This is a genomic window from Tsukamurella sp. 8F (assembly GCF_029167375.1).
In the GTDB taxonomy this organism is placed as follows: Bacteria; Actinomycetota; Actinomycetes; order Mycobacteriales; family Mycobacteriaceae; genus Tsukamurella.
Genome location: NZ_JARFTP010000034.1, coordinates 1 through 15,514, shown reverse-complemented (window position 1 = coordinate 15,514; position 15,514 = coordinate 1). Strand labels below are relative to the sequence as shown.

At 64.6% G+C, this 15,514-nt stretch carries 13 protein-coding genes and 1 pseudogene; 10 read left to right on the top strand and 4 right to left on the bottom strand.

The window, feature by feature from the left end; all coding sequences use genetic code 11:
• Positions 1–2: 2 nt before the first annotated feature.
• The 4 genes from P0W64_RS19240 (at position 3) to P0W64_RS19225 (ending at position 4,080) form a co-directional block, all read left to right on the top strand.
• Positions 3–983: a DUF1702 family protein gene (locus P0W64_RS19240; protein WP_275481783.1), complete on the top strand. Its 981-nt coding sequence runs from the start codon at positions 3–5 to the stop codon at positions 981–983.
• Entirely contained in the window at positions 980–1,924 is a 945-nt protein-coding gene (locus P0W64_RS19235; RefSeq protein ID WP_275481782.1) for a DUF1702 family protein, read from the top strand. Before P0W64_RS19240 ends, P0W64_RS19235 begins: the two co-directional genes overlap by 4 nt.
• Positions 1,925–1,975: 51 nt before the next feature.
• Positions 1,976–3,415, top strand: a complete 1,440-nt coding sequence (locus P0W64_RS19230; RefSeq protein ID WP_275481781.1) for an MFS transporter — start codon at positions 1,976–1,978, stop codon at positions 3,413–3,415.
• A gap of 329 nt (positions 3,416–3,744) precedes the next feature.
• Positions 3,745–4,080: a hypothetical protein gene (locus P0W64_RS19225; RefSeq protein WP_275481780.1), complete on the top strand. Its 336-nt coding sequence runs from the start codon at positions 3,745–3,747 to the stop codon at positions 4,078–4,080.
• A gap of 999 nt (positions 4,081–5,079) precedes the next feature.
• Here the strand turns inward: P0W64_RS19225 and P0W64_RS19220 are convergent.
• Both P0W64_RS19220 and P0W64_RS19215 read right to left on the bottom strand, forming a co-directional pair.
• Positions 5,080–6,546 (bottom strand): MFS transporter, encoded by a 1,467-nt coding sequence (locus P0W64_RS19220; RefSeq protein ID WP_275481779.1) that lies wholly within the window; start codon positions 6,544–6,546, stop codon positions 5,080–5,082.
• Positions 6,547–6,670: 124 nt separating this feature from the next.
• Complete coding sequence (locus tag P0W64_RS19215) at positions 6,671–7,030, bottom strand: nuclear transport factor 2 family protein (RefSeq protein WP_275481778.1); 360 nt, start codon at positions 7,028–7,030, stop codon at positions 6,671–6,673.
• 522 nt (positions 7,031–7,552) lie between these two features.
• Here P0W64_RS19215 and P0W64_RS19210 point away from each other — a divergent pair.
• The 3 genes from P0W64_RS19210 (at position 7,553) to P0W64_RS19200 (ending at position 11,026) form a co-directional block, all read left to right on the top strand.
• Positions 7,553–8,479 carry a DUF1702 family protein gene (locus P0W64_RS19210; RefSeq protein ID WP_275481777.1) on the top strand — a complete coding sequence of 309 codons (927 nt, stop codon included), beginning with the start codon at positions 7,553–7,555 and terminating at the stop codon, positions 8,477–8,479.
• 73 nt (positions 8,480–8,552) lie between these two features.
• Positions 8,553–9,920, top strand: coding sequence for a condensation domain-containing protein (locus P0W64_RS19205; RefSeq protein WP_275481776.1), 1,368 nt, complete (start codon positions 8,553–8,555; stop codon positions 9,918–9,920).
• A 503-nt stretch (positions 9,921–10,423) separates the two neighbouring features.
• On the top strand, positions 10,424–11,026 hold the full coding sequence (locus P0W64_RS19200) for a GIY-YIG nuclease family protein (protein ID WP_275481775.1): 603 nt from the start codon (positions 10,424–10,426) through the stop codon (positions 11,024–11,026).
• A gap of 183 nt (positions 11,027–11,209) precedes the next feature.
• Here the strand turns inward: P0W64_RS19200 and P0W64_RS19195 are convergent, their stop codons facing one another.
• Positions 11,210–11,365: a hypothetical protein gene (locus P0W64_RS19195; RefSeq protein WP_275481774.1), complete on the bottom strand. Its 156-nt coding sequence runs from the start codon at positions 11,363–11,365 to the stop codon at positions 11,210–11,212.
• Positions 11,366–11,530: 165 nt separating this feature from the next.
• On the opposite strand from P0W64_RS19195, the gene P0W64_RS19190 reads away from it, so the two are divergent.
• The 3 genes from P0W64_RS19190 (at position 11,531) to P0W64_RS19180 (ending at position 14,727) form a co-directional block, all read left to right on the top strand.
• Complete coding sequence (locus P0W64_RS19190; RefSeq protein WP_275481773.1) at positions 11,531–11,935, top strand: hypothetical protein; 405 nt, start codon at positions 11,531–11,533, stop codon at positions 11,933–11,935.
• 502 nt (positions 11,936–12,437) lie between these two features.
• Positions 12,438–13,241 carry a hypothetical protein gene (locus tag P0W64_RS19185; protein WP_275481772.1) on the top strand — a complete coding sequence of 268 codons (804 nt, stop codon included), beginning with the start codon at positions 12,438–12,440 and terminating at the stop codon, positions 13,239–13,241.
• Between the two features lie 1,345 nt (positions 13,242–14,586).
• Positions 14,587–14,727: a hypothetical protein gene (locus tag P0W64_RS19180; protein WP_275481771.1), complete on the top strand. Its 141-nt coding sequence runs from the start codon at positions 14,587–14,589 to the stop codon at positions 14,725–14,727.
• A 185-nt stretch (positions 14,728–14,912) separates the two neighbouring features.
• Here P0W64_RS19180 and P0W64_RS19175 read toward each other — a convergent pair.
• A pseudogene (locus tag P0W64_RS19175) lies at positions 14,913–15,514 on the bottom strand (hypothetical protein); the annotation flags it as partial.

Below are 15,514 nucleotides of genomic sequence, written 5' to 3'. Positions count from 1 at the left end.
CCATGCTTAGCGCCATTCTCAAGCCGGTACTGGGTTTGTCGGTGGAAGACTTTCCGCGGGTCGCGAAGGAGCACTTCGGGGCGCTCCCCGAGATGGATCAAGTCTGGCCGTACTTCGAAGAGCCGTCACACGCGATCCTGGACAACTTCTGGTCCACGCTCGACCGACCGAGTTTGGACCACGTCATGCCTATGCTCGAAGCCAACTCGGCGAAAATTCGTGGAGTTGCCTACGAAGGCGCTGCGATGGCGTTGATGTTCTTGGACACCCTTCTTCCATATCGCCGTAGGGTCAAGGCCCTACTGGCAGGGCCGTGCGGCGTCTACAGACCGATGGTGTATGTCGGCGCGGGAATGATTCTTCCGCGGCTGCCGATGGATCCTTTGCGCGTCGTCGACCGCTTCAAAGACGACCCTGAACGATGGTGCATGCTCGACGGATATGGGTTCCTCGACGGGTTCTTCAACGCACGAGCGTGCCTGGACAGGCAATCGCGACCGGACGGCCTGGCCGGCGAAGCCGCCCGCAACTTCGACAGTGGAGTCGGACGCAGTCTGTACTTCACCAGCGCAGCCAATCCGGACAGGATCGCTTCCGTCCTTCGACGTTTCCCCGAGAGCAGGCGGAGAGATCTGTGGGGTGGAGTTGGCTTGGCGTGCGGCTACACCGGGGGGGCCATGAACACGGACGGTTACCGGAGACTGCTGGCTACCTCCGGCGACTACGCGGTCGAAGTCGCAGTGGGTCTCGCCGCGGCTGCTGCCCTGCGCGAGCAGACGAGTCACCCTGCCGACCACACCGATGGAGCGTGCCAGGTGTTCTGGGGAATGGACGCCGGGAGCGTCGCGCACTTCCTCGCCGAAGTCACGCGGATCCAACCCCAGGCGGCCGGGCCCCGCTACGAGGAATGGCGCCGTTGCGCGAAGTCGATCTGGTCCGATCGCCACGAGTTGGCCAATGGCATGGAAGGGGTACACGGATGAGCGTTATCGGTACAGCAAGGCGTCGAGTGTTCGGCATCGCGGAACCGCGGAAGGTGTTCCGCAGGCCAGGGTTCTCTCCGGACGCGTGGAGCCAGTTTGGCCCGGTGATCGAGGCTCTGGCGGCGGGTTACAACGCAAGCCTGGAGGATGCATCGCTGCCCGCGCTGGTGCCCAAGCTGGAGGCCATGGACCCCGTGTTGCACGGATTCGCTTACGAGGGCGCCGCGATGGGGCTGGCGGTCCTGGACATCCTCGCGCCTGGCAAACGGCGAATAGCCGAGTTCGTGAACGGTCCTGGTTCGCATCACCCCGCGACGATCTATGTCGGCGCCGGGATGGCGCTGGCGCGCCTTCGTCGACGCCCCGAGAGATACGTGGGGCGGATCGACCACGTTCTCGGTTGGGCCGTCGTCGACGGCGTCGGCTTCCATGAAGGCTTCTTCTTTCGCCAGAGATCGATAATCCAGCAACAGCTGCCCGGATACCTGTCGCATACCGGCAGAGAGCTGTTCGACCAGGGTCTGGGCCGCTCTCTCTGGTTCTCATCGGCAGCCAACGTCTCGGCGGTGGAAGACACGATCAAGGCTTTCCCGTCCGAGCGGCATCCGGGTCTGTGGCAGGGAGCAGCCATCGCATGCAGCTTTGCCGGAGGAACCAACCGGGCTGGCATGGAACAGATGCGCCGCGCCGCGGAGCCGCACCACGACCGTCTGGCCTGGGCCGGCGCGACGGCCGCCTGGACACGGGACACCGGTCGAAACCCCACCCCGCACACGCAGCAGGCGTGCGAACTCTTCGCCAAGGCCAGCACCGCGGAGGCGTTCGCCATCCTCGAGCGGACGCGACGCGAGCTCAAGGGAGTGCCGTCCGCTGATTACCGCACGTGGCGTGAAGCGTGCGTTTCTGAGATCCAGTCCGGAGCTGCACGCCAAAGCACGTAGCAGTTGGACCATCTTTCGCTCAACGACCCCCTTTGGAGGAGGGAACTTCATATGGCTGCGACTGCTGAAACGGGAAGTTCGGTGCTGTCGACAACGTACGGCAAAGTCGTCGTTGGGTTGCTGTGCGCGATAGCGTTCCTGGACTTTATGGACAACGTGATCGTCAACGTGGCCCTGCCCTCGATGCAAAACGATCTCGGGTTCTCCGAGCAGAGCCTGCAATGGGTTCCGAACGCATACGTCCTGACCTACGGCGGTTTCATGCTGCTGGGCGGTCGCCTCGCCGACCTTACCGGCCGCCGGCGGGTCCTGGTGGTCGGCACGGCCGTCTTCGCGCTCGCCTCGCTCGCGGGAGGTCTGGCGACGGGTGGGGCGATGCTCGTCGCGGCCCGCCTGGTCCAGGGCGCAGGCGCCGCGCTGATGGTGCCGGCAGCGCTGTCAATCGTGACCACGACGTTCAAGGAGGGCGCCGACCGAAACCGTGCGCTGAGCATATGGGGCGCGACGGTGGGGATCGCCGCCGGCGCCGGAGTCCTGCTGGGGGGTGTGCTCACCGACGCGTTCGGGTGGCGTTCGGTCCTACTGGTCAACCCGGCGATCTGCGCGCTGCTTATCGTGGCGATGTTTCGGGTGCTGCCCGATGACCGCCACTTGGCAGGCGGGCGAGGTTTCGACGCACTCGGCGCAGTTCTCGCCACCGCCGGGGTGCTGCTACTTGTTTACGGCATCGTCGAAGCGCCCGAGGCCGGCTGGGGTTCGGCTAGCACAATCCTGAGACTGGTGGGCGGGGCCGCGCTTCTCATCGCCTTCGTGGTGGACGAGCGCATGCATCGAAACCCTCTGATGCCGCTGTCGATCTTCAAGATTCGCGGACTCGCCGTTGCTGACGGCACCCAACTTCTCGCCATGGCGGGACTGACTTCGATGTTCTTCTTCCTCACCCTGTACATGCAGCATGTTCTAGGATACTCGTCATTGAAAACCGGGCTCCTATACCTGCCTCTCACGTTCGGTATAGGGGCAGGAGCCGGTATCGCTACCAAACTCATTCCGATGATTGGCACCCGGCCTCTCATGGTTACCGCTCCTGCTGTCGCGGCGGTGGGTATATTCATCCTGGCTCGGGTGCCCGCCGACGGCACCTTCGTACGCGATCTCTTGCCAGGCATGATGGTGCTGTCAGTCGGCCTGGGGGCCGTCATGGTCGCTGCAACCAATGCAGCCAACGCTGGTGTTCCGGCGGACAAAGCCGGTCTTGCTGCGTCGTTGCTGAACTCATCCACGCAGCTCGGCGCGGCGATAGGGCTCGCCGTGCTGGCGACTGTCGCCACCTCGCGCACCAACGATTTGCTCGCAAGAGGCACCGACCCCATGGCAGCACTGACCGGGGGGTTTGGTCGCGGAATGTTTGTCGCTGGTATAGCCCTGGTGGTCGCTGCACTGCTGGGGTCGCGTACCACCAACACTCGTAGCACCGACGCGCCCATGTGAACGACGCGCCGAGCAACTGATTCAGGAATGGAGAACCAGGTATGTCTTTGAAGGAGACACTATTCAGCCCGACCGGATTGCCGTTCGTGCGGGGATCAACCAAAGCTGAGTTCTGCGAGACGTTTCCGTGCGACATAGAGGTAGGGGACGGTCCCAGGACCGAACCGCACCGCGCAATGGACATCGAGGCGCCACCGTACCTGGTCTTCAGATGGCTCTGCCAGATCCGTGTGGGACCCTACAGTTATGACCTGTTGAACAATCTCGGACGACAGAGTCCTCGAACCTTGACCCCCGGGCTAGAACGACTCGCAGTGGGGCAACGGTTCATGACCCTGTTCACGCTGGCCAGTTTCGTTTACGACGAGCACGTCACGATCAGATTGAGCCGATGGATTCCGCGGCTTCTTCTCGGAGATCTGGCCATAAGCTACGTCGTCCGACCGCGAGGCGAACACGGATCCCGTTTGATCGTCAAGCTGACCCTTCCTCGTGCGAAGCGGCTCGGGTTGGTGTTCCAGTACGCGACGGGATGGCTCGACCTGCTGATGGTGAGTAAGCAGATGAACAACATACGAAGGCTATCTGAGAGTCATTGGGCGGCAGTGCAACTCGCGATGCGCCACGATGCAGACGCTTCGCCGTCAAACGAGAAAGTCGCTTAGCGGCAAAATTACTGAGGATGGACGCTGGACCGCCGGCGCAGAGCTACGCGCGTTGGCCGCGCGAGGTCGGGGTGACATATCGGCATGGATATGCTCCGACGATGACACCTTCCGATTCGCGTCCGAGGTTCCGGCGGCGCGCCCCGCGCGGTGCCGGTGACCCCGAGGCGCTGTTCGGTGATCTCCCGCGGACGCCGCGGGGCGTCGGCGCGTTGTAGTCCCACCAGGCTGATCAGCTCCGAACGTACGCGGCCGAGGCGGGCGGGCTGACGGTCATCCGCACGGCACGATCGCGCCACTAGACGGAGCAAGCATGCGGGACGCGAGCCATGGCCCAGGTGCCGTCTACCGCGGAGCGACCACGACGGGCCTCTGTTTTATGGTCATGCGTGTGGTCCGTGTGGCGCAGCGGTCGGCACGGTGCTCCGCCAACGACTGACGCGAGGACGCCGGCGACATCACAAGGGCGCTAAGTGCGATGGTCCGGTTGGATGCCCCACTATGCACCCGTGCGAATTGGCGTCCGCGAAGGCGTGGCACGCCCTGGCCCCGGCGGGTGCACGGTCCGCCGACCGATCGGGTTGGTGTGGCGCGTGGCCGACGCCACGACATCATGGCGGGGGTCAGATGCTCGATCTCCGCATGCGCTGCGGCGAGTGCTTTGGCGAGGCTGCGGATCTGCGCCCGTAGCTGTGCGTTCTCGGTGTCCTTTGCCCCGGATTGTGCGTCGCAGGGCGTGGATCACGCTGTTGTCGGCAGTAGACGGTGCAGGCACCTCGGCAACAGGCTGTGGCAGAGTGCGGCATTGGTCCCCAGCGCGTTCAGCGCTCCGTACCCCGGAGGCATACTTGACCGGCGATCGCAGCTAAAGGGGATTTTCAGCGCCGATCATGCCAAGCCCGGCCAGGGCCCGCGTCGGGGCCCTGGCCGGGCTTAGTTTCATGGGGCGGTCCACGCGAGTCCAGAAGGTGGCATTCTTCCGGCCGGCCGCAGTCTCATCTACATGGGAGCGTCGTTACTCCGTGTGTTGTAGGTTCCCAGGCCGATGAGGGCTGCCACGAAGATCGCGATGCTGCTGGCGAACAACGCGCGGGTGAACCCCGAAGTCAGGGCCTCGGGCTGACTTACGCCGCCGGCGAGCAGGTGGGTCGTGTGTGACGTGGCGACTGTGGTCAGCACCGCCAGTCCGAGGGCCCCGCCAAGCTGTTGCGAAGAGTTCAGCAACGACGCAGCAAGACCGGCTTTGTCTGCCGGCACGCCGGCGTTGGCCGCGTTGGTGACCGTCACCATGACGGTTCCAAGTCCCAAGGACATCACCATCATTCCCGGCAGGATGTCGGAGACGAAGCTCGCGTGGACCGGGAGCCGGGACAGCAGGAAGACCCCGATCGATGCGAGGAAGCAGCCGCCCACAATCAGCGGCCGTGTGCCGGTCTTCGGGATCAGCTTGGTCGAGAGGCCGGCTCCGATCCCGACCCCCACCGTGACGGGAAGATAGACCAGGCCTGTCTTGAGGGCGGAGTAGCCGAGCACGTTCTGCATGTAGAGCGTCAAGAAGAAGAACATCGACATGAACCCGGCTATGGCGATCAACTGTGTGACGTCAGCTGCCGCCAGACCACGAACCCTGAAGATGGACAGCGGCATCAACGGATTACGGCGCATCCGTTCGTTCACTACGAACGCGATCAAGAGCACGAGCCCTCCACCAAGCCGAAGAATCGTACTAATCGACTTCCAGCCAGAATCCGGCGCTTCGACGATCCCGTAAACAAGGAGCACCACACCGCAAGTGGCCAGTACTGCGCCCACGGCATCAAAGCCTCCGCCCCCGGATGCCTGCCGCCGATCGTCCGGCAGCACACGAAATAGCGCCGCGAGAAGGAACACGCAGATGATGGGGTTGACCAGGAGCACCGATCGCCAGGTGAACCACTCAGTGAGCATCCCGCCGAACAGCACTCCAGCTGTCGAGGCGAGGCCGATCATCGCACCCCAGACCCCCAGGGCCCGGTTTCTGTCTGCCCCTTCCTTGAACGTCGTCGTCAAGGTGGATAGAGCGGCGGGCATCATCAGAGCCGCGCCGGCACCCTGGACGAGCCGGGCGGCGACCAGAACAGCCCCGGTGGTGGCAAGCCCTCCGACCAGAGACGCAAGAGCAAACACGGCTGTGCCGACGATCAGCACGCGCCGACGCCCTGTGAGGTCTGCTAGACGGCCACCTAGCAACATAAAGCCGCCGTACGTCAACAGATAACCACTGGCCACCCACTGCAAGCTCTGCTCGGAGAACCCGAGATGGCTTTGCATCGAGGGCAGCGCCACGTTGACGATGACGCTGTCCATGAAGTCCAAGAACCCCACAGCACACAGCAACGCTACGACGATCCTGCCGTAAGTCGTCGCCAACGATGTTCCTGGTTCCGCGGACACTGCCGATTCCGCGGACTCTTCTGAGCGAGTCATTACGGGTGTCTCCTTTAGATCAGAGGTTAGGTACTCGTCTAGATCAGAGGTTAGGTACTCGTCGTTCTTGAGCCGGATGACTTCCCTGGGTGCGTGTAGCTGGTTCCATGGCCAGCGCGGGTAACTACTCCTTCGGGGGCATGAAAGCGAGCTGGTCGAACGTCAGCAGGTTCTCGGCGATCTTGCCGTCTCGGAAGGTGAAGTGCTCGGCCACTGTAGAGGTTGACGTCGCCGTGGTGGCGGGGATGTAGAAGGCCGCAGCCTCGTGATCGTTGGCGTAGAACGCCACATCGGTCACGCCGGTCATCGTGGACTGGAACTGCGTCAAGATGGCGCGATACTGATCTTTGCCGACCAAGTCTCCCCCCGGAGCCTTACACACGATGTCATCGGCAACGTACTCGAGTGCCTCATCGATCTTCCCCGTCGTCCAGTTCTGATGGTAGGCGCGGAGGGTGTCCAGAGTCGATTGCTGCTGCGTCATGCTGGTGCATCCTTTTCGTCGAAATGAAGGGTCGAGCAGGTGTCATTGCCGCAAACGCGACCAGCCGTGAGCACCCTTGCCATCTTGCTGCTCCAGCTGCACGCGGGGGGACGCCGCGTCCGAGCCTGGGAGCTGATCGCCCTGCTAGGCAGCAACCCTGCCGGACGGTTCGAGATAAGTCAAGCAAAGACGACAAGATCAAGTCTAGACGCCGTTAGCACCCATGGAGGGGCTGGCTGACCGCCGTTCCGAGGTCGGCGACGCTCGACCCGGCAGCGACCCAGATGACCGTGCGATCATGAAGAGCACCTTCGCTACGATGCAGCGATGTGGGCGCGACCCAACGAACAGCGGCTACGTCCGCGCGGGCGCACGTGAGACGGAGCCTCGCCGACGGACCTCCCTCGCCTTTCCGGCGGGGTAAGTCCCTCGTAACTCCCCCTAAACACGATCACCGTTGAGCGACGCCAATCGAACGACCACTTCGCGAGTGAGGACACCGTGACCACTACTCTTTCCCGCGTGCGCCTTGCGCTCCTAGGGGTTTCTGAAAAGCAGATCGTTGCCTTTAAACAGGGTGACACACCGCGATGGCGCCATCTGGAAGACGCATTACGCGCCGCCGTCGGCGGATATCACGCGGTCCTTGAAGGCGGCGGAATCGACGCCATGGTGAACAGGGTGCTGGAACGCTTCCCGAAGGGCATGAACGGATACGCCCATGAAGGCATCGCAATGGGTCTGACCGGCATGGACTGCTGGCTGCCCGGCAAGTCGCGGTTCCGGGAGTTCCTCGCCGGAGCGGGAGACGCGCACATATATATGTCACACATCGGCGCCGGCGAGGCACTGGCTCGGATGGGGCGCCTACCCGAGCCATTCCTGAACCGACTCGACAACCCCGTCGAACGCTGGCTCGTCATGGACGGATACGGGTTCCACCACGGCTTCTTCCAGCGCGAGAAATACGTGACAAAACAACTGCTGGCCCCCTATCTGTCCCCTTACGCTCGCCGAGTATTCGACCAGGGACTTGGCCGGAGTATCTGGTTCACGGCGGGCGCCGACGTCGATCGAGTGGCAGCCGACGTCGCCGCGTTCAGCCCGGCGCGCCAAGCAGACCTATGGCTCGGAATCGGCACCGGCTGCTGCTACGCCGGCGGCATGGAGCCCTGGGAGATCGCCCGCCTTCGAGAGGTCGCTGCGCCGCATGTCCCGTACGTCGCAGCAGGGGCGGCGTTCGCAGCCAAAGGCCGCCACCGGGCCGGCAACCCCGTGCCCGACACCGAAATGGCATGCGAAGTACTGTGCGAGGCAAGCAGTTCCGACGCCGGCGCCGTCGTTGACGACGTGCTCGCTAATATTCCGGCGCACTACTCGCGGCCCGCGTTTCAAATTGTCCAGGAGGCAGTCATCGAGGCGTTCACGCCCGTCGGGGCCCTCAGCTAGGAACGCGCAGGTCCGCGGAGACCGCCCCTCCGGAACACCGATCGCTAGTCGCGGTTCGAACGGAAGACGACAAATGCTCAAAGCGACCACAGCTCAGGCCTCAACCCGCGACTCCGGCGGTGAAACTCTGGCACAAACCGCCTTGAACCCGATTGACGAGTTTTTCCTCCATCTGGACTCCCCCCCAAGCCCATGTGGAATCCAGCTGGAGTTGGCTGTTTCCGGCCGCCTCGATGATGCCAAACTCCAAGCGGCGCTTGGCTCTGCGATCGACACCCACCCCATGATGCGTGCCCGGCTGGCGGAACACGGGGTGGCGCATCGCAACTACCACTGGGAGGTCGGGGCGAGCCTGACCGAGCTACCCCTCAGGATCGTGGAATGCCGAAACGCTTCCGACCTGGACGCCGCGCGCGAGCATCTCTTGGACCACGCGCCGCGACTCGATCGATTCGGCCCCTTCGAACTGCTGCTCGCTCATCTGCCCAGCGGGGATCGCCTGGTTCTTAACCTCCACCATGCCGCCGCCGATGCCACCGCAGGAACGAGGTTCCTGGTGTCATTGCTGCGCGCGTACTCTCATCGGCGGGACCAGGTGCCGAACGTCGACCCGCTCCAGGCACGTTCCCTGGACCGCCCACTCGGCGACAAGTCGCGCGCAGGCCAACGCAGGCGCTCCCGTGAGCTGCGGCGGATCAGCCGGAGCCGCATAAGTACACCAGTCTGGATTGCGCCGAAGAGCACCTCGTCCGCCGATGGATACGGCTTCTGTTTGCTCCACTACGATGCGTCCACGACTCGACGGGTATTTGAAGCCAGACCGGCAGGCACAACGGTCAACGATCTCCTGCTCGGCGCGTTCGCAGTCGCTATCCAGCGATGGAACGACGCACATGGTGCGCCGCGGGGCCGCATCGGTCTGATGATGCCGATTGACATCCGGCCGGCGCAGTGGCGCCGCGAGATTGTGGGCAATTTCGCGGTACCCACCTCTGTGTCGCTGGAGGGGCCCGCCCTGAAAGACCTCCCGAGCGCGGTGAGAGCGGCTGCGGCTCGCACCGCTCAGATCAAGAAGGATTCGGGGGGCGAGCTCATGTTCAACCTCCTCGCTGGGATGAGTCGGCTCCCAATCGGGATCAAGCAGTGGATGATTCGCAGAAAGCCACTCATCGGGAACCGAATCCTCGACACCGCCGTCGTGACCAACCTAGGCGCGACCACGGCGTTCGACGACCTCGACGCTGATGCCGGCGTCGGCGTAACCGGATTCTGGTTCTCTGCCCCGACCAACATGCCTATGGGCACTTCCCTGGGCGCCGTGACACTGGGCGGTGAGCTGTTCCTCTCCCTGTGTTACCGGCATCGGCAGTTCGACGAGTCGTCGGCGGGCGAATTCGCCGAGCTGCTCGAACGCACCCTGATCGATAGCTGGCACCGATAGCCGCGTCACGGTCGTGCCCTGCTCAGAGGGGCCGGCCGAGCCCCTCGACGATGCAGGAAGACAACACCGCTCGCCCGTCGCACGTCAGCATGGCGGCGGTCCAGGGGTCAACGGCGGTTTCGGCCAGCTTATGGCCACCCAGGCGTCCTGGCGCCGCGAGAAGGCTGGCGCCGCACCGTCCGCCGGCACGGGAGGCTTGGGGTACCTTCGACGTCGCAGATCGGGCGTTTGAGCTACGCTGTGGCGGTTTAGTGGTTCAGTGGGCCAGCCGATATTCGTCACAGTGACGGTCCGTACATTTCGACCCCGCAACCGGGCCCTGTCGCGGTGCGATGATCTGCGGCCCGGTGTCGTCGGGGTGGTTGATCGTGCGGGCTCGCAGTCGGCGGCGTCGGCTTCGCAGGCAGGTGGTTGCGCACGCTGGGCGCCGACGTGAGTCGTTCGACGAGCGCCTTCGTCGGTGACGGGCTCGACGAGGGTCGAGGCGTGGGACCATCGCGGGTGTGTCCGCTCCGCATGCCGAGTACCTCGCCGCCAGGCCGTTCAGTTGCGTCGAGGTTCTAGCTCGGCCATGTCCGGTCCCGGCCGTGTCGGGCGTCTACGGGTGGTGGTTCGATGTGCTCCCGTCTGAGGTGATGGACTCCTCCCGGTGCGAGACGCAGGACGGCCTGACGCTCCTGTATGCAGGCATCAGCCCGCGAGCACCGTCGACCCGCACGAACCCGCAAACCATCCGAGACCGGATCAAGAACCACTTCGACGGGACGGCGTCCACGTCGACCCTGCGCCTAAGTCTCGGCTGCCTCCTCGCGGCCGAGCTGGACATCGGGTTGCAGCTGCGGCGACCTCGAACAGCAGCAACGTCGGCGCCGGCGAAAAAGCCACGACGCGACTTCGGCGCCGGCGAACAAGTGCTGAGCGCATGGATGGCCGAGCACGCCTTCGTCTCGTGGATCGAAGATCCTGAACCGTGGGTACGCGAGGGCGAGTTGATCAAAGGCCTGGATCTGCCGTTGAACCTGCAAGGCAACAGGTCGAACCCCTTCTATCCGGAGCTCAAACGGGCACGCGCGGAGCTCACGGCACGAGCGCCGCTGCCACGATAGTGGCTCCATGCCAGCATGATCCGTTCCTCGAGCCCCACCGGCAGAGATTGCCACGGCGGAGCCGGCGGGCCTGCGAGGTCACGAATGAGAGCTGTCAGCCGATCGTCGTCCACACCAATTAGACGCACAGGGCGGGCGCCCGGTTCCGCGCAGATCCGCGGGTTCATGAGATCCCCGACGTAGCTACTCCCTCTTCCGGCCGTCCAGGAGGCCGAGCATGGCGAGCCAACCGATACTGCAGGTGACGACACCCCCGGCCGCGATCACCTGCGAGCCGCCTGCAGCGGTGAACTCCAGCCAGCCGATGCACATCAGGACACCTCCGGTGCCTCCGGTCATGATCTTCCACCTCTCTCGTGTCGGGCTGTGGCGAGTGGGCCAAGACTCTTCCTGACCTGGGTAAACGTCACCACGGGCGTGCAGTCTAGGCGGGAGAAATGCGTACGCAACTACATCCGCGGCGGACTTCGACCTGGGGCCGACACCAGATGTAGAGTCGATAATATGTTCGATAATTGGCGGATGGAGGACGAGTATGCGCAACGGGTCGTGCGCGTGTTCTCGCCGCCACGGCCCGTGCTGGTGGACGTGGCCTCGACGTTGCCGCCGTCGATCGGTCGGAGTCTGACCGATCGGCAGCGACTGCCGTGCTACCTACGCGGGTGGGGCCTGCGGCTCGAGACCTGGATGCCCGGCCGTCAGATCGCGTGGGTCCAGCAGTCGACGTCGACGTGGTGGGCGGTCGTCGACGTCGACGCGTGGGCGGGCAACAGGCTGTCCCGACTCACCATGCACCTCTGGACCAGGCCGGAGGCGCTGGTCCTCGACACTCCGGACGCGCGCCGCACTCGGCGGATGCACGAGATCGGTACCGCACCGTGGAACAGAGCTGATGGGACCGACCTCTGATGACACCAGCACCCCAGCTCCGACGGACGCCGGGGCCAGCGATTGAACTCTGGGACTGAGGATCGTAGGGTGGGGGTGGATCACGTCTCCCTGCCAGTGACCGCGATCCACCCCCACAGCTAGTGCTCGAGCGTGATGCTGAGCGATCCGGCAGACCAGCGGATCGTCAAGCAAAATCTACGCACAGTGCCCTCACCTCCTTCCTGTAGAGCTTGGTACTTCAGTGGACGCTTTCGAGCGTGCCCGCCCAAGCAGGGGTCTCGCAAGGTCTGCCACTCCCCTGCGGAGGTAGGAGAAACACCCCCTGGAACAGCTGAGTAAGACGGCCTCTATTGGCGGTGCTACGGGGTGTACGATAGCGGTGGCACCGGGTCATCAACGGCGGGGACTAAATAGGTACCCCCTAGTAGCGCTGAGCACCCCGGGCATCACGGGTATTCCTGATGTCTCCGCTAATAGTGGCTGCGACATCGGTCTGGGCCAACGGAACGAGGGGGCAGCGGTGGCATTGAACCGTCCGCGACAGGAGTCGATCGACCTGCTTGAGAAGGCGCTCGTCCGCTCTCAACGGAAATCATCAGTGAGGCTACCGATCGAGTTCGTGCGAGATCGCGATAGCGTCGAGGCCGAGCCGCCGCTGGCTTTGTTGCTGCGTGGCGGCGGCGAGGTCCGTATCAAAGTACTGCTGACAGTGCTGATGCAGGCGACGAAGCCTCCGCACGCGAAGAAGGTCCGCGCGAAAGAGCTCGCGGCGATGCTTGCCCTCCGCGATCCGGACGGCGCCGGTGCCAAAAGGGTGTTAAAGGCGCTGCGGGATCTCGAGAGGCTGAACGGCCGCGCGGACAACTCCCCCGTAAAGCTTGTGGAAGCCACGCGTGAGCCTGGCCGGACGCCGAGTGTGCAAGTTCTGAATCCAGACGGATCGGGCCAGGAGTGGGACGACACGAAGTTGCCGTCGCCCTACATCACACTTCCGATCGACCTATGGAAGCACGGCTGGCTGATCGCGCTCTCTGGGCGGGCAATCGCCCTTCTGATCATCCTGAAGGAGATCACCAGTGGAAGGAAGCCAGCCGGCACCGGATGGGTCGACGGGATCCGCAAGCGCCAATACGGCCTATCGGACGATACCTGGACTAAAGCCACACGCGAGCTGGTCGATGCAGGCCTGGTGACTGTCCACGATCATGTCTACGCGTTCCACGGCGAGCCGCGGCGCAGGAACGTCTACACGCTTCATCTCGAAAGACTTGCCTCCGGCGGACCCGGGCAGCAACCCGAGGATGGAATGTCAGGCGGCGACTGAGGTTCCCTCGCGATCGAGTACAGCGCGCCTGGAAGGACTGCGCCGGAACGAGTCTCTCGTCAGGGCACGCACCGCGGCGGGCGCCATCGCGAGGATGCGCCGCCGCCTGCACCGAGGTACGCGGCGGTGTGGGTGTCGCCGCGTGTCCATCTCAGGTGGAAGTGTGGTGTGCCAGGTGCCTCGTGTGATGCCCTGCTGGTATGAGAGCTCCACGGAGGATGGGCCGGATCGCGCGGGCCACTGGCGCGTGTGCCTGCTTCGTCGCGGCGTCGTGCGGCGTCGCGGGTGCTGCCCCGGACGCGGCATGGGCTTTGGCTGGGTCGACTGCGTCGACGGCACAAGTCCAGACGTTTCCGAAGGGCGGGGCGTGCCGGTATCGCACCGGTTTCTCCGGAGGTGTGCTGCCTGATCCGCGGTGTACTCCCGGCGCGGTGGACCTTGGTGTTGTGCAGTCGAATACGCAGAGCACGGTCTGCACGAGTCGTTGGTCGGCTCGACTAGGTCTTCCTAGCGGTGTCTCTTTCCGGGAGGTGACAGCGCTGGGCCGGGCCTACGGGGTACCGAAGGAGACGAAGGGCTTGGTTCTGGATCGTCTTGTTCCTACGGATCTCGGTGGTGCACCTAATGATTCGCGGAATCTTTGGTTGGTACCTCGGAAGGTCTCGGACGCCAAGGCGAAGGTGACGGCTGCCCTGCGGCAGGCGGTGTGTGATGGCACGGTTGGCCTCGAAGGTGCTCAGGAGGCTGTGGCGAGCGATTGGACGGCCGCCGCTAGCACTACTCCGGAGGTGAACTGATGCGCAGGCGGCGGGGAGCGCATGCGGGGCGTGCGGCCGCGGCAGTGGTAGTCGCGATGACCGCCCTGACGGGTGTGGCGGGCGGCCGTGCTGGGGCGTTCGTGAGCACTCCGTATCTAGAACCGGGTGTGACGATCTTTTCGGGGAACGAGTACTGCACAGCGGGTTTCGTTGTCGCCGGCGCGCATGGAGTGGGGATCTTGACGGCCGGGCACTGTCATCGTCAGGACACCGTACGTGCACAGACCCTTTCCGGCTCCGGTGAGGTGGTGCGACCGCAGGTGGGGACCTTCGACAGGTGGCGGTTCACTCCCGACCTCGATCTGGCGGTCGTGGGGGTGGACCAGTCGTCCCTTCCAGTCCGACCTGAGATCAGCGGCGCTATCCCAGTGACAGGGACGGTGAGTGCACAGGATCTGACGGCGGAGCGACCTCGAATGTGTTTGCAGGGTCAGACTTCCGGTCTGGTGTGTGGCGCCTACGTGTGGTCCGATGGTCGACGTGCAAAGTTTGATGTGACACCGAGGTCGGGGGACTCGGGTGGACCGGTGTTCGTCGAGTCGGCGTACGGGGCTTCTGCGCGGGCCGTCGGCGAGTTGCTTGGCACGACCCCGGACGGGCATGCGTTGGTCGAGCTGATCGCTCCACGGCTGGATGCGTGGGGGCTGCGTCTGCAGCCTGTCGGCTGAGCGAGAGTACAGGCGATTTTCCGTTGCACTACAGCACTTTCGGATCCGCCGCCGCGTTGTCTGTGATCGACTGGTCCACTGTGTAATGTCGCTTTCAGCGTCGTAGCGCACCCATTCGAGGCCTCCCCCTTCTCGATCGTGCGCTACGACGCGTTCTCGTGGTTGCGTATGCCCCTCCCCTGGTTCTAGGCGGCCTCAGCCGCCGCGTCGGCGAGGGCCCGGCGCGCTGCGCGGTGGTCACCGCGGCCGCCGTAGGTGCGGGGGTAGGCAGGGGCGGACGCCCAGGCGGGCGTCGACGGGGTGTCGATGAGCAGCTGCCCGGGTCGCGGCCGGCGTTGGTCGCGGCCGCCGCTGCGGGAGCGCGGTGTGTGCATGGCTTCGAGCTCGGCGAGCCACCACGCCCATAGGGCACGTTCGAGGGCGTACTGGGCGGCTCTGGCGTCGAGGATCCCCGCGGTGCCGGCGACGGCAGCGTATGCATCCCGGGCTGCCGGGTCGGCGCGGGCGATGCCGGCCGAGGTGACGTCCACGAGGCCGGCGGCGTGCAGAGCGGTCAGGGTGGTGTCCAGCTCCGATGCGGGCAGGCCGGGGTAGTGCAGGTCGTCGCGGGGTGTGGGATCGGCGGGCAGGGTCGCGTATATCCATGCTGCTCGGGTCCCCAGTCCGTCCGGGTGGTCGCTCACGAATGCGTCGTGTGCGGCGAGGTCGAGGATCGTGTCGAGCTCGGTCAGGAGGAGGGTCCTGCGGCGGGCGCCGTCGCTGGCGTCGGCCGGCGGGTCGGGGGTGG

Coding starts and splice junctions, on each gene's coding strand:
- P0W64_RS19220 (WP_275481779.1), bottom strand. CDS start 6,546: ATGACTCGCTCAGAAGAGTCCGCGGAATCGGCAGTGTCCGCGGAACCA.
- P0W64_RS19240 (WP_275481783.1), top strand. CDS start 3: ATGCTTAGCGCCATTCTCAAGCCGGTACTGGGTTTGTCGGTGGAAGAC.
- P0W64_RS19225 (WP_275481780.1), top strand. CDS start 3,745: ATGACCCTGTTCACGCTGGCCAGTTTCGTTTACGACGAGCACGTCACG.
- P0W64_RS19190 (WP_275481773.1), top strand. CDS start 11,531: ATGTTCGATAATTGGCGGATGGAGGACGAGTATGCGCAACGGGTCGTG.
- P0W64_RS19205 (WP_275481776.1), top strand. CDS start 8,553: ATGCTCAAAGCGACCACAGCTCAGGCCTCAACCCGCGACTCCGGCGGT.
- P0W64_RS19215 (WP_275481778.1), bottom strand. CDS start 7,030: ATGACGCAGCAGCAATCGACTCTGGACACCCTCCGCGCCTACCATCAG.
- P0W64_RS19235 (WP_275481782.1), top strand. CDS start 980: ATGAGCGTTATCGGTACAGCAAGGCGTCGAGTGTTCGGCATCGCGGAA.
- P0W64_RS19230 (WP_275481781.1), top strand. CDS start 1,976: ATGGCTGCGACTGCTGAAACGGGAAGTTCGGTGCTGTCGACAACGTAC.
- P0W64_RS19195 (WP_275481774.1), bottom strand. CDS start 11,365: ATGACCGGAGGCACCGGAGGTGTCCTGATGTGCATCGGCTGGCTGGAG.